The 13,209-nt window shown below is 70.0% G+C and carries 16 protein-coding genes; 9 read left to right on the forward strand and 7 right to left on the reverse strand.

Going from position 1 to position 13,209, the window contains the following annotated elements; all coding sequences use genetic code 11:
- The first annotated feature begins 330 nt into the window (after positions 1 to 330).
- A complete protein-coding gene (locus M8I34_RS29035; RefSeq protein WP_250054263.1) occupies positions 331 to 912 on the forward strand; it encodes a TetR family transcriptional regulator in 582 nt (193 codons plus the stop codon).
- Positions 913 to 1,050: 138 nt separating this feature from the next.
- Here M8I34_RS29035 and M8I34_RS29040 read toward each other — a convergent pair whose 3' ends face one another.
- A complete protein-coding gene (locus M8I34_RS29040) occupies positions 1,051 to 1,512 on the reverse strand; it encodes a pyridoxamine 5'-phosphate oxidase family protein (protein ID WP_250054272.1) in 462 nt (153 codons plus the stop codon).
- Positions 1,513 to 1,820: 308 nt separating this feature from the next.
- Between M8I34_RS29040 and M8I34_RS29045 the strand changes: the two genes are divergently transcribed.
- Entirely contained in the window at positions 1,821 to 2,441 is a 621-nt protein-coding gene (locus tag M8I34_RS29045; RefSeq protein ID WP_250054274.1) for a hypothetical protein, read from the forward strand.
- Between the two features lie 108 nt (positions 2,442 to 2,549).
- On the opposite strand, the gene M8I34_RS29050 is transcribed toward M8I34_RS29045, so the two are convergent.
- The 3 genes from M8I34_RS29050 to M8I34_RS29060 all read right to left on the reverse strand — a co-directional run bounded on the left by M8I34_RS29050 (position 2,550) and on the right by M8I34_RS29060 (position 4,181).
- A complete protein-coding gene (locus M8I34_RS29050) occupies positions 2,550 to 3,188 on the reverse strand; it encodes a DUF1772 domain-containing protein (RefSeq protein WP_250054276.1) in 639 nt (212 codons plus the stop codon).
- Between the two features lie 110 nt (positions 3,189 to 3,298).
- On the reverse strand, positions 3,299 to 3,574 hold the full coding sequence (locus tag M8I34_RS29055) for a DUF2087 domain-containing protein (protein ID WP_244414877.1): 276 nt from the start codon (positions 3,572 to 3,574) through the stop codon (positions 3,299 to 3,301).
- Positions 3,575 to 3,740: 166 nt separating this feature from the next.
- Entirely contained in the window at positions 3,741 to 4,181 is a 441-nt protein-coding gene (locus M8I34_RS29060; protein WP_250054278.1) for a MarR family winged helix-turn-helix transcriptional regulator, read from the reverse strand.
- Between the two features lie 132 nt (positions 4,182 to 4,313).
- Here M8I34_RS29060 and M8I34_RS29065 point away from each other — a divergent pair, with 132 nt between their 5' ends.
- A complete protein-coding gene (locus M8I34_RS29065; protein ID WP_250054281.1) occupies positions 4,314 to 4,688 on the forward strand; it encodes a cupin domain-containing protein in 375 nt (124 codons plus the stop codon).
- A gap of 60 nt (positions 4,689 to 4,748) precedes the next feature.
- Here the strand turns inward: M8I34_RS29065 and M8I34_RS29070 are convergent, their stop codons facing one another.
- Together M8I34_RS29070 and M8I34_RS29075 are read right to left on the reverse strand one after the other, a co-directional pair.
- Positions 4,749 to 5,432: a response regulator gene (locus M8I34_RS29070; RefSeq protein ID WP_250054369.1), complete on the reverse strand. Its 684-nt coding sequence runs from the start codon at positions 5,430 to 5,432 to the stop codon at positions 4,749 to 4,751.
- Between the two features lie 8 nt (positions 5,433 to 5,440).
- Entirely contained in the window at positions 5,441 to 6,703 is a 1,263-nt protein-coding gene (locus M8I34_RS29075; protein ID WP_250054283.1) for a sensor histidine kinase, read from the reverse strand.
- 176 nt (positions 6,704 to 6,879) lie between these two features.
- Here M8I34_RS29075 and M8I34_RS29080 point away from each other — a divergent pair, with 176 nt between their 5' ends.
- Positions 6,880 to 7,308, forward strand: a complete 429-nt coding sequence (locus M8I34_RS29080) for a hypothetical protein (RefSeq protein ID WP_250054285.1) — start codon at positions 6,880 to 6,882, stop codon at positions 7,306 to 7,308.
- A gap of 336 nt (positions 7,309 to 7,644) precedes the next feature.
- Here M8I34_RS29080 and M8I34_RS29085 read toward each other — a convergent pair whose 3' ends face one another.
- Positions 7,645 to 9,027 (reverse strand): glycine--tRNA ligase, encoded by a 1,383-nt coding sequence (locus M8I34_RS29085; RefSeq protein ID WP_244414872.1) that lies wholly within the window; start codon positions 9,025 to 9,027, stop codon positions 7,645 to 7,647.
- A gap of 233 nt (positions 9,028 to 9,260) precedes the next feature.
- Here M8I34_RS29085 and M8I34_RS29090 point away from each other — a divergent pair, with 233 nt between their 5' ends.
- The 5 genes from M8I34_RS29090 (at position 9,261) to M8I34_RS29110 (ending at position 13,150) form a co-directional block, all read left to right on the forward strand.
- Positions 9,261 to 10,223: a metal ABC transporter substrate-binding protein gene (locus M8I34_RS29090; RefSeq protein ID WP_250054286.1), complete on the forward strand. Its 963-nt coding sequence runs from the start codon at positions 9,261 to 9,263 to the stop codon at positions 10,221 to 10,223.
- A gap of 32 nt (positions 10,224 to 10,255) precedes the next feature.
- Positions 10,256 to 11,035, forward strand: a complete 780-nt coding sequence (locus M8I34_RS29095) for a metal ABC transporter ATP-binding protein (RefSeq protein WP_250054371.1) — start codon at positions 10,256 to 10,258, stop codon at positions 11,033 to 11,035.
- Positions 11,036 to 11,117: 82 nt separating this feature from the next.
- Entirely contained in the window at positions 11,118 to 12,017 is a 900-nt protein-coding gene (locus M8I34_RS29100; protein ID WP_250054288.1) for a metal ABC transporter permease, read from the forward strand.
- A 140-nt stretch (positions 12,018 to 12,157) separates the two neighbouring features.
- Positions 12,158 to 12,589, forward strand: a complete 432-nt coding sequence (locus M8I34_RS29105) for a Fur family transcriptional regulator (protein WP_250054290.1) — start codon at positions 12,158 to 12,160, stop codon at positions 12,587 to 12,589.
- Positions 12,590 to 12,793: 204 nt separating this feature from the next.
- Entirely contained in the window at positions 12,794 to 13,150 is a 357-nt protein-coding gene (locus M8I34_RS29110; protein ID WP_030984532.1) for a WXG100 family type VII secretion target, read from the forward strand.
- Positions 13,151 to 13,209: the final 59 nt, after the last annotated feature.

Below are 13,209 nucleotides of genomic sequence, written 5' to 3' on the forward strand. Positions count from 1 at the left end.
CGATCGGGGCACGAAGCCGATCGGGGCACGGCGCCGATCGGGGCTGGGTGACCAACGAGGCCCGATACCGATCGAGGTCCGGAGACGATCGAGGCCCGGTGACGATCGATGCCCGGAACGTCCGAGGCCGGGTGGCCACCGAAGCGGGTACGGGGCGGAGCCAGGTACCGTCCGTACATACCCGGCACCCGGATCCGACGCGGTGTACACACGCACCCCGCGGCCGGTTCCGGCACCCGCCGGTGTGCCACCGGCACCACCCGGCACCATCCGCCGCCCCCTCTCCGCCCTCTCCGCCCTCTCCGCCCTCTCCGAAAGGCCGCCCGCCCCATGCCGCCCGAGACGTTGACCCCAGAGCGCATCCTCGAAGCCACCGAGGAGGTGCTGCGTCGCTACGGCCCGGCCAAGGCCACGGTCGTGGACGTGGCGCGCGCCCTGGGCGTCAGCCACGGCAGCGTCTACCGCCACTTCCGTACGAAGGCGGCACTCCGGGAGGCGGTCACGGAGCGCTGGCTGGACCGTACGAGCAAGGAACTGTCGGTCATCGTCGCGGCGGAAGGACCAGCTCCGGAACGCCTTGACCGCTGGCTGACCGCCCTCTTCGAGGCCAAGCGGCACAAGGCAGGCGACGACCCCGAACTGTTCGCCACCTATATGGCGTTGATCGGGGAGAGCGGCGGTGTGGTCGACCGTCACATCACCGATCTGGAAGCCCAGCTCACCACCATCATCGAAGCCGGCGTCAGCGAGGGCGAGTTCCACACCCCCTCCCCCGCCACCACCGCCCGCGCCGTCTTCGACGCCACCGGCCGCTTCCACGACCCGTGTTACGCCCCCGAGTGGTCCCGACCCGAAATCACCACCGACTTCGAGGCCGTCCGCGACCTGGTGCTGCGGGGCCTGCGCAGCTAGGGGATCTCCGGGCGATCACGTGTGGAGCCGCGGTGATTGGCCCTGACGTCCTGCTGGTTCGACGCCCCTTTGACGGAGTGCCGACCGGAACGACGGGCCGAGCGTCAGGCGCAGTCACATGACCGGCCGACGGCAAGCTCAGGCCACCCACGCGCCATCCCGCATGATGACTCTGCCGCGTAGTTCCTGCTCGCCGCGCCACGCACGGACAGTCTTCGGCACCAAGCGGATGTAGAGAAAGGGGCCGTCTTCGCGGCGTGGGTCCCACCCGAATTTGTCGACGAATGCCTGCGCTGCGTCCCCGGGCACCTCGTGGTCCGGGAAGCACTCCACCGTGCCCTGGAGAAGCACCACATCGGAGGTGTCCGGCAACCCCAGGCGCACACGCGGGTCTTCGCGGACGTTCCGTGCAGTCGCGGAGGTCGCACCGGTGCACATCCACACCGCCCGCCCGTCCCACATGAACCACAGTGGCACCTGGTGCGGCCCGTGTTCGGGATGAGCTGTCGACACCCATACATCCCGCTCGGTGGCGAGCCGTTCCAGGGTTTCACGTCTACGTTCCGGCGCCTGGCGAGGAACGAGCTTCGTGGTCTGCATGAGCGCCGACAGTAGCCAGCAAGCGCGAAGCACACATCAGGCGCGGGACCTACTCTCAGCGACCGATGGCCTCTCAGCCTTTGGGCGCGGCGGAGCCCGGAGGCAGTGAGTCACGCCATCGGGCGGACAAGCTCACAAGTACGGTGTCCCGTCCCGGAAGATCCGCTGGACACGAACGGAGAACGAACGCCCCGGTCGGAGCCATTCTCCGGCCGGAGATGGTCGCTCCGCCCCCGCTCGACCACGTTCATGACGGCTCTCTATGATCAACCGGCTCATGACTGACGGTACGAAACGGGGAGACAGCAATGAGTTCCATGGTGAGTTCGCGGAGATGCCTGCGGACAGCGGCGATAGCGACGCTGGTGGTCTTGACGGCCGGTGCCTGCGGCTCGGAGCCGGAGCAGGCCAAGGGCACGCCCGTGACACGTCCGACGGCACCGGCGCTTGATGCGGTCGCGCCCCAGCATCCCGCGCCCGGCGAGAAGGCGCCGGTGCTGGAGAAGATCAAGTACGAGCTCGAAACCAGGGTTCTCCGCATGGGCGGCATGGTCCCGAAGCCGACGAGCAGTTCCTGTGACACCGACGCGGTCGGCGACAAGCCCCAGAAGTTCACCTGTAGCGTCAAGTACCTGGGCATCGACGTGCCCTTCCGCGTGGAGACCACGGGCGGCTTCATCATGACGCAGTACACCGCCACGCCGGTCAAGGGCGGAGTGATCACCCGCGAAGGTGTGCGCGCCACGGCGTGGAAGCGGTACGGCACCCTCGGCGGAAAGACCAGGGACTCGCTGCGCTGCGACGACATTCCCACGGTCCGGCTGGTCCCGGTCGGCAAGCCCAGCGGCTACCGGTGCTACATCGGCGAAGGCGGCCTGGCGGGCCCCTACGACGTGATCATCGGCGCCAACGGCCTGAGTCTGCGCTGATCAGCGACACAGGAACGCAGCAACGCGGCAACGCGGCAGGGGTGTGAGGCCGCGCCAGGAAGGCGTCCTCGCCTGCTGCCAGTCGTCGAGCAGCGCCCGGACGGCTCGTCACCCCGCCCCCGCCCCCGCCCCCGCCACGCCATGCAGGAAGAGAGCCCAGGCGAGCATGCCGAAGGCGGCGGTGTGGGCGAGCGCGCGCACGATGTTCCAGGCGACCCACCGGCCCTCGAAGCTGTCCCGCGCGGCCTTGAGCACACCAAGCCGGTCGGCCGTGTCGGCCATATCGGCCGGGCCGCCGGGGCCGCGGGAGCCGCCGGCATCGCCCAAGGCAGCCGGACCGTCATCCGTCGGAGCCTTGCCGAAGGCGTTGTCGAGGGCGTTGTCGAAGGCGTTGTGGCGGGCCTTGTCGAGGGCGTTGTTGAGGGGGACGTTGACGCCGCTGGTGACGAAGAAGCCCGCCAAGTACAGCACCAGCGCGGCGAGAATCCACGGCAGTGCCACCCGGCCGGGCCCGTTCCAGGCCAGGACGGTGGCGAGGACGAGCAAGGGGACCGGCAGCAGAAAGGGGAGCAGGAACCAGCCGTTGACGATGGCCCTGTTGATGTTCTGCATGGCCTCTACGAAGGTGCGGTCGGCGGACCGCCGGAGGCCCGGCATCACCGCGTAGGCAAAGGCGGCGAACAGGCCGGCCATCAGCCCCACGCCGAGGGTCGCGACCAGGAGCGTGGCGGTCTGTACGACTCTCATGGCTCCTCCATGTCCGGTGCGGTGGGCCGACCCTACCGAGAACGGCCGCCGCCCCCCGCCCCGCGACAGGTACCTCGCTGCCCGGGACGACCGTCCCGCCGAGAGAGCCGCTACCCGGCCCTCCGATAACTGCTGCCGTCCTTGGGCCTGGTCAGCAGGCCCGCCACGACGAGGTAGCGGCGCAGCGCCGAGCAGTCTTCGTGCACCGTCAGCAGTGCCTCGTTGACCTCGCGCTCGGTGTACTCCCGGTCCCGCTCGAACAACGTCTCCGTGAGATGGACGAGCAGTTGCTCGCGGCGGGCCGTCTTCCGCGGGATCGCCGTCAGCCGCCCCTTGGAGAAGAGGGCGGCCACCCCCTGTGAACCGCTGACTTCATGGTCGGACATGCCTGAAGCCTCCCGCGCCGCCCCACCCCCGGCAACGCATTTTCACGGCGCGAAGCGAGCGCGGGCGGGCACCGCCGTAAGGCCCCAAGCCACCCGAAGCCACGAGCCGCCCGAAGCCACAGCCGCCGAAGCCCACGAGAGGCAGCAGAACCCGGACGCCCCCGGCTCACCAGGCAGGCCGGATCGGCCCGTTCGGTGCGAGTCGGGCCAGGTCGGCGGTGAGTGCTTCAAAACGTTCCGCCCCCAGCGTCTCCTGCCATGGCGCGACGGCCGCCCGGGCGGCCTCGTCGGCGGCACGCGTCGCGGCCCAGCCCCGCTCGGTCAGCTCCAGGAGCCGGGCACGGGCGTCCTGGGGGTGCGGCCGGCGCCGCACATACTCCTTGCGGACCAGCTCCTCGACCAGTTGGGCGGCGGCCTGCTTGGTGACCCCCAGGTGCTCGGCCAGACCGGCGGTGGTGACGTCGCCCCGGGAGATCCGGGCGAAGGCGAACCCGTGAACCGGGCGCAGGTCCGCAAAACCCTGCTCGGACACACGGGTGTGAATCTCCTGCACCAACTGTCCGGACAGCGCGAGCACGAGCGTGGAGAGGGACAGGGCGTCATCCATGCCTTGACTATAACTGGACAACCAGCTTGTCTATATGGACAAGCAACTTGTCCATATAGGGAGGCATCGCCGGGCGGCACTGCGCACCGCTGTGCGCCGCTGCCGCCGCGCCGCCTGCCCGGGGAGGCCGACATGCCCTTTATCCGCAGCCACGAGGCCGTCGTTCACGAAATCCACGGCGCACGCTTCCGCTCCTACGTCCGGCCGGCCACCGGCAGCCGGGATCTCGCGGCCTGGACCTGCGAAGTTCCGGCCGCAACGGTGCCCCCGGCCCACGTCATCAGCCAGGAGGAAACCTTCTACGTCCTGTCCGGACGGCTGCGCTTCTCCATCGACGGTGAGATCGCCGAGCTCGGCCCCGGTGATGCGGCGGTGGCTCCCGCGGGCTCCGCACTCGCGGTGGCCAATCAGGCCGACGAGCCGGCGCACATGTGGGTCACCACCCGTACCGGCCTGACCGCCGAGCTGGCCGACGGCAGCACCATGGCGCCGCCGTGGGCCAACTAGGGCCGGATTGCGCCCACTTGGGGCGTGCGCGCCTCCGGTCAGCGGCGGTTGCTGCGCTGCTCAGGGGGCCGGGGGGTGGTGTCCGGGAGCGAGGGCCGACGCCCCCGGGCCCCCCACCCCCAGGAAGTGCAGCACCGCCAGCACCCGCCGGTGGTCGGCGTCCGCCTTCGGCAGGTCCAGTTTGGCGAGGATGTTGTTGATGTGTTTGGCGACCGCGCTCTCGCTCACCACGAGCTGGGCGGCGATTCCCGCGTTGGAGCGGCCCTCGGCCATCAGGGCGAGGACGTCCCGTTCGCGGGCCGTCAGCCGCTCCAGCGGATCGCTCGCCCGACGTACCAGCAGCTGGGCGACGACCTGCGGGTCGAGCGCGGTGCCGCCGGCCGCCACCCTGCGCAGTGCCTCGATGAACTCCTCGACGTCCGCGACCCGTTGTTTGAGCAGATAGCCGACGCCGCTGGTGTTCGTCGCGAGCAGATCGGCCGCGTAGCGCTCCTCGACGTACTGGGAGAGCATCAGCACGGCCGTGCCGGGCCGGTCCCGGCGGATGGACAGCGCGGCGCGTACGCCCTCGTCGGTGAAACCCGGGGGCATCCGGACGTCCACCACCGCGAGGTCGGGCCGGTGTTCCCCGACCGCCGCCAGCAGCTCCTGCGCGTCCCCCGCCTCGGCCACCACCTCGAACCCGGCCATCTCCACCACCTTGACCAGCCCGATCCGCAGCAGTACGGAGTCCTCGGCGATCACGGCACGCCTCACATCGGGCACGGCAGCTCCACGCTCATCATGGTCGGGCCCCCCACGGGGCTGCTCATCCGGAGTGTTCCGTCCACGGACCGCACGCGCTGGGCGAGCCCCTTCAGACCGCTTCCCCCGGACGGATCGGCGCCGCCCGAACCGTCGTCGGCGATCACCACCCGAAGTATCTCGCCGAGCCGGGTGACCGTCACCTCCGCCCGGGTCGCCTCCCGCGCATGCTTGGCGATATTCGTCAGCGCCTCGGAGACGACGAAGTAGGCGACCGCCTCGACGGCCGGCGCCATGCGCTGCGGCAGATCCGTCGGCAGGTCCGCCGGCAGGCCCGAAGGCAGGTCCGTCGGCAGATCCACCCGCAGCCGTACGGGCAGTGGCGCGCGCGCCGCGAGACCCGACAGCGCCGCATCCAGCCCCAGTTCGTCCAGAACGGCCGGATGGAGCCCCCGCACCAGGTTGTTGAGCTCCTCGATCGCGTCCTTCGCCTCACGGTGCGCGGCATCGATGACCTGCTGCGCCTCCGGTGGCAGATCCGTCAGTGTGGCCTTGGCCAGCCCGAGGTTCAGGGCCAGCGACACCAGCCGCTGTTGTGCGCCGTCATGCAGATCGCGCTCGATGCGCCGCCGCTCGGCGTCGGCGGCGTCCACCGCACCGGCCCGGCTCTCGGTGAGGTCCTCGACCCTGCGCGCCAGCTCGTCGGACCGGCTCACGCCCAGCACCGCCCGCCCCACCAGGATCTCCAGCCGCACGAGCCCGCCGGCGAGCGGGGGCACCGCGGCGAGCGCCAGCAGCCCCGCCACCGTGAGGTATCCGCCCGGGACGACGTAGCCCCCGTGGTCGCGCCGCCACTGCCACGGCACCAGCCAGACCCACACCAGAACCAGCGACGCCGCCACCGCCGCCAAAAGAAGTGCCAGCAGCAGGAGTTCCAGCACCACGAGCAGCGGGCCGATCAGCAAGTTGTAGCCGAACTGCCGCTTGATCTCCCTGAACCGCAGCCGCGGCAGCTCCACTCCGCACAGCGCCCGGAACCGCCAGCGCTGCGGCTCGGTCAGCCCCCAGCCCGCGACGAACAGCAGGGGAAGCGAGAACGCCAGCACCACCGGCGTATCGGGGTCCGGGTCGAACACCGTGCCGAGCAGCAGCATGACCACCCAGCAGTGCAGCAGCAGCGGGAGGAGATGCAGCGTCATCCCGGCGGCTATGAAGGCGATGTCACGCCGCATACGTACGAGAGCCCGGCGCAGCCGGGGCGGGACGGTCATGGTCCAACCGTATGGGGCCGGTTCACGCGGCGGCCATGACAGCAGTGTCCGTAGCGGGGGTGTAGCTGGTGCCACCCCAAGTCGGACAGCGACGTTACTGACGGTGGCCTGCGAAAACCGGAGTGTTGATCACGAGCCCGACGGCCGGGTTCGCGACTCCGGAAGAGACCCTCTCCATGGCCCTCAGCACATTCAACTCGGCTTCCATAAGCGGCAGTTGCAGCCGCATCGGCGGCATCGGCCCGGCGCCGCTCAGTGCCGCCCGCCGTCGGCAGGGCAGGATCCTGACCGGCGCCGGGCTCGCCCTCCTCCCCTGGCTCGGCTACCTGGCGGGCACCCTCCCGCCCGCCGAGGCCGCCGCCTGGGTCGCCCTGGACGCCCTGGAGGCCGCCGCCCTCCTCACCGCCGGCACCCGGCTGCTGCGCGGCGACTCCCGCCACCGCGCCCCCGCGGCCGCCGCGGCCGTCCTGCTCCTCGCCGACGCCTGCCTCGACCTGGCCACCGCCGCCCCCGGCACGGAACTGGCCACCGCCCTCGCCATGGCTGCCGGAGCGGAACTCCCCCTGGCGGGCCTGTCCGCCTGGCTCGCGTCGCGGCGGACGTGAGATGCCTAGGGGGTGGACGAACAGATCCCGTAAGGGGTGCGCGGGCCCCCTGCGGGCCACAACGCGGGGACACCGGACGGCATTCCCGCTACCCAGCCCACGCCCCGGCGCGACGCCCATCACCCCGTGGCGACCAGCCCACACGGCGATCGACCCACACGGCGCTCACCCCCCACACCCCCATCGCCCTCACCACCACCGCGCTGCCCCTCCCCCAACCCACCCGCACCCCTGCACCCAAAAGCGCCGGCCACCCCCGGAAAATCCGAGGCCGGCCGGCGCTTGAGGTCGCAGATGGGCGCGGCCCCGGAAGGGGCCGGCGCCGCACCGCGGGAGTTAGCAGCCGAGCAGTCGCGCGCCCAGGTAGGCCTGGATCTGGTCCAAGCTGACCCGCTCCTGCTTCATGGTGTCGCGCTCGCGCACGGTCACCGCGTTGTCGTCGAGGGTGTCGAAGTCGACCGTGACGCAGAACGGCGTGCCGATCTCGTCCTGGCGGCGGTAGCGGCGGCCGATCGCGCCCGCGTCGTCGAACTCGATGTTCCAGTTCTTGCGCAGGTCCGTGGCCAGCCCCTTCGCCTTCGGCGACAGCTGCGGGTTACGGGACAGCGGCAGCACCGCAACCTTGACCGGCGCCAGGCGCGGGTCGAGCTGCATGACGGTGCGCTTCTCCATCTTGCCCTTGGCGTTGGGCGCCTCGTCCTCGATGTACGCGTCGAGCATGAAGGCGAGCATCGCGCGGTTCACACCGGCCGCCGGCTCGATGACGTACGGAGTCCAGCGCTCGCCGGCCTCCTGGTCGAAGTAGGAGAGGTCCTGGCCGGACGCCTTGGCGTGCGCGGACAGGTCGTAGTCGGTGCGGTTGGCCACACCCTCCAGCTCGGAGAACTCGGTGCCGCCGAAGTTGAAGCGGTACTCGATGTCAGCGGTGCGCTTGGAGTAGTGCGAGAGCTTCTCGGCCGGGTGCTCGAACCAGCGGATGTTCTCCTCGCGGATGCCGAGGTCGCGGTACCAGTTCCACCGCTGCTCCATCCAGTATTCCTGCCACTGCTCGTCCTCGCCCGGCTTGACGAAGAACTCCATCTCCATCTGCTCGAACTCGCGGGTCCGGAAGATGAAGTTGCCGGGCGTGATCTCGTTGCGGAAGGACTTGCCCATCTGCGCGATGCCGAACGGCGGCTTCTTGCGGGAAGTCTGCTGCACCTGGGCGAAGTTGGTGAAGATGCCCTGCGCGGTCTCGGGGCGCAGGTAGGCGACCGAGGCGGTGTCCTGCGAGGGGCCGAGGTGGGTGGAGAGCAGGCCGGAGAACTGCTTGGGCTCGGTGAAGCTGCCCTTGTTGCCGCAGTGCGGGCAGTTCAGGTCGGCGAGGCCGTTCGCCGGGAGCTTGCCGTGCTTGGCCTCGTACGCCTCTTCCAGGTGGTCGGCGCGGAAGCGCTTGTGGCAGGAGGTGCACTCGGTGAGCGGGTCGGTGAAGGTGGCGACGTGGCCGGACGCCTGCCAGACCTCGGGGGCCAGGATCACCGACGAGTCGAGACCGACGACGTCTTCGCGCGAGGTGACCATGGCGCGCCACCACTGACGCTTGATGTTCTCCTTGAGCTCGACGCCCAGGGGACCGTAGTCCCAGGCAGCGCGGGAGCCGCCGTAGATCTCACTGCACGGGTATACGAAGCCACGGCGCTTGCTCAGGCTGACGATGGTATCGATCTTGTCGGCGGCCACGGTGCTCTCTTCATTACGACGACGAACGATGGATGGGCAGCGCCCTAGCGCCTCGATGGGGGGTGGTGGTCGGGAGACGGGTGGGCGAATAGTTCAGGGTACCGGCGGCCGTACCCCCCGGATCAAATCGGTTCCGGATCGGTTGTGGATCAGTTCCGGCCCACTGTCGCCCCGCTCACACCCACCCTCCCTGTTGTTGACAATCGTTTCCAACTTTGTTGAAAATGAGTGTCATGAACATACGCCGTCATATATCCACCGCGGCCCTCGCCGGAGTCTCGGTGCTCGGCCTGCTGGCTCTCTCCGCCTGCTCCCCCGCCGGCGGCGCCCGCACCGAGGACGGCAAGCTGCGGGTGACAGCGTCCTTCTACCCCATGGAATTCCTCGCCCGGCAGATCGGCGGGAAGCACGTCGAGGTGACCGACCTCACCAAGCCGGGTGTCGAGCCGCACGACCTGGAGCTCACCCCGCGGCAGACCGGCCAGCTCGGCGAGTCCGGCGCGATCGTCTACCTCAAGGGCCTCCAGCCCGCCGTGGACGACGCCGTCGCGCAGTCCGGCAACAAGCACGTCGCCGACGCCGCCTCGCTGACCTCCCTCGAAAAGCACGGCACCGAGGTCGACGGCCACGACCACACCACCGGCGACAATCACTCGCACTCCGAGGCCGAGGGCGGCAACGACCCCCACATCTGGCTCGACCCCGTGAAGTACGCCGAGGTCGCCAAGGGCGTCAACAAGACCCTCGCCAAGGCGGACCCGGACCACAAGGCCGACTTCCAGAAGAACACCGATGCGCTGGTGAAGAAGCTGGACGGGCTGGACAAGGAGTTCCGGGACGGGCTGAAGAAGCGCCCCTCGGGCACCTTCCTCACCACCCACGCGGCCTTCGGCTACCTCGCCGAGCGCTACGGCCTGACCGAGGAGGCCATCAGCGGCCTCGACCCGGAGTCCGAGCCCAGCGCCCACCGCATCAAGGACCTGCACACCCTCGCGAAGAAGCACCACGTCTCCACGGTCTTCTTCGAGACGATCGCCAACCCGGCCACCGCCAAGGCCCTGGCCGGTGACCTGCACCTGAAGACCGATGTCCTGGACCCGCTGGAAGGCATCACCGGCAAGTCCCGCGGCCGGGACTACTTCGAGGTGCAGCACGCCAACCTCGCCGCGCTCCAGAAGGCGCTCGGCAGCAAGTGACGGACACCGCACAGCACGTGACGGAGGTCACCATGAACCAGTCGCCCGCCCAGCCGGTCATCGACCTGCACGGGGCCACCGCCTCCCTGGGGGCCCGCCCCGTGCTGCGCGGCGTCGACCTGACCGTGCGCTCCGGCGAGGTCGTGGCCCTGCTCGGCGCCAACGGCTCCGGCAAGTCCACCGCCGTACGCTCCGTGATCGGCCAGGTCCCTCTCACCGGCGGCGAGCTGTCGCTCTTCGGCACGCCGTTCCGCCGGTTCAGGGACTGGGCCCGGATCGGGTACGTACCGCAGCGCACCACCGCGGCCGGCGGCGTCCCCGCCACCGTCCGCGAGGTCGTCACGGCCGGCCGGCTCGCCCGTACGAAGCTGGGCATCCTGCGCAAGGCCGACCGGGCCGCGGTGCACCGCGCCCTGGAGCTGGTCGGCATGGCGGACCGGGCCAAGGACTCCGTCAACGCGCTCTCCGGCGGACAGCACCAGCGGGTGCTGATCGCCCGCGCGCTGGCCGGCGAACCGGAGCTGCTGATCATGGACGAGCCGATGGCCGGCGTCGACCTGGCCAGCCAGGAGGTGCTCGCCTCCGCACTGCGCGAACAGGTCGGCCGCGGCGCGACGGTCCTGCTCGTCCTGCACGAGCTGGGCCCGCTGGAGCCGCTGATCGACCGCGCGGTGGTGCTGCGGGACGGCTGTGTGGTCCACGACGGCCCGCCGCCCGAGGCCGTGGGCCAGCACGCGCTGCCCGGCCACGACCATGTCCACCCGCACGCCGATGCGGCCGCGGAACCGATCCGGACGGGGCTGCTGAGCTGATGCCGCGCTCTTCGGGGAACACCCCCCGCACCCCGGCCCGCCACCGCCCGAGCACCGGCTCCCTTCTGCGAGGACGACCGACATGGAAATCCTGAACTACGCCTTCATGCAGCGGGCCTTGATCGCCGCCCTGATCGTCGGCATCACCGCTCCCGCCATCGGCATCTACCTCGTCCAGCGCCGCCAGGCCCTGATGGGCGACGGAATCGGCCATGTCGCGCTCACCGGCGTCGGCCTCGGCTTTCTGCTCAACACCAGCCCGGTGTGGGTCGCCACCGCCGTCGCCATCGCCGGCTCCGTCGTCATGGAGCTGATCCGCTGGTACGGCAAGACCCGCGGTGACCTCGCGCTGGCCATGCTGTTCTACGGCGGCATGGCGGGCGGTGTGATGCTGATGAACCTCTCCGACGCCGGCTCCAACGCCAACCTCGGCACCTACCTCTTCGGTTCGATCACCACTGTCTCCCCGCAGGACATGACCACGATCTACGTCCTGGCGGCCCTGGTGCTGGCGATCACGATCGGGCTGCGCCGCCAGCTGTTCGCCGTCTGCCAGGACGAGGAGTTCGCCCGGGTGACGGGCCTGCCGGTGCGGCTGCTCAATCTGCTGGTCGCCGTCACCGCCGCGGTCACCGTCACCGTCGCCATGCGCGTCGTCGGGCTGCTGCTGGTCAGCGCCCTGATGGTGATCCCGGTCGCGGCCGCCCAGCAGATCAGCCGCAGCTTCGCGGTCACCTTCACGGTGGCCGTCGCGATCGGTGTCGCGGTCACTCTTACGGGCACCGCCACCTCGTACTACGTGGACGTGCCGTCCGGCGCCACCATCGTGCTGTTCGCCATCGCCCTGTTCGTCCTCTTCACGGCGCTCGCCGCGCCGCTCGCGAAAAAGCGCGCCAGGGCTGCCGCAGAGGACGCCAAGGGGTGCACTCTGGAGGTACCCGGCGGCCGCCCCGCCACGGACGACGTGAGCGTGGCCGGATGAACGCGGGTGGTGAGGCGGCGGCGGGTAGCTTTCGGCAGACAGCTGTACGCGTCGGCGTCCCCCCGGTGGTCCGGTCATCACCTGGCACAATGGCGGGACGCACGTACAGGGGGAAGTCCTGACGTTCTAGGGAGGCAACGGTGGCGACGAGCGCGGGATCTCCGGTACGCGGCCGGTCGACGCGACAGCGGACCGCGGTGTCGGCCGCACTCGACGAGGTCGACGAGTTCCGCAGTGCGCAGGAGCTGCACGACATGCTCAAGCACAAGGGCGACTCGGTCGGGCTGACCACGGTCTACCGGACGCTCCAGTCCCTCGCCGACGCCGGTGAGGTCGACGTGCTGCGCACCAGCGAGGGCGAGGCGGTCTACCGCCGGTGCAGCACCGACGATCACCACCACCATCTGGTGTGCCGGGCCTGTGGCAAGGCCGTCGAGGTCGAGGGCCCCGCGGTGGAGAAGTGGGCCGACCAGATCGCCAAGGAGCACGGCTTCCAGGACGTCGCGCACACCATCGAGATCTTCGGAACGTGCGGGGAGTGCGCGGGCCGGCAGACCGCGGAACAGCAGTAGCAGTAGCAGTAGCAAGCACACGAGAGGGCCGCCTTCGCATGGAGGCGGCCCTTCCGTCTGCCCGGACCCGCGGTCCTCGTCGTCGCCGGACCCGCGGTGGTCATCTTCATCGGACCCGCTCCTGGGGATAACTGTCAGGTACACGCTGGTGCTAGCCTTGACGCGGCATCAGCGTGGCTCTACGCGCATACCACGGGGGAGAATATGGGCGTTCTCGGAGAACTCTGGGACGACGGCACAAAGCTGGTCGGCGACGTGGTCGAGATCGGCAAGGACGTCATGATGGCGCCGGCCGAGATCGCGCACTGGGTGCTGACCCAGATGTTCGGCGGCGGCGAGGCCGACCTACAGAAGATCGCGGCCGAGCTGAAGAAGCTGAGCACCGAGCTGGACGGCCTGACCAAGGAGATCAACTCCACCCTGGACCACCTCACTTGGCACGGTCCGGCATCCGACGCCTTCGTCACCGTCGCGCACGGCCGCGTCAAGGAGATGAACAAGATCTCCGACGACCTCTCCACGCTGGGCACATCGGTCACCCGGCTGTCCCAAGTCTACTGACACCACGTCAGTCCCGTCCGGGGCGCTGCGCCCACGGAGTTCACCCTTCACCGGACTCC

It is taken from the genome of Streptomyces sp. MCA2 (assembly GCF_023544705.1).
Taxonomy (GTDB): domain Bacteria; phylum Actinomycetota; class Actinomycetes; order Streptomycetales; family Streptomycetaceae; genus Streptomyces; species Streptomyces decoyicus.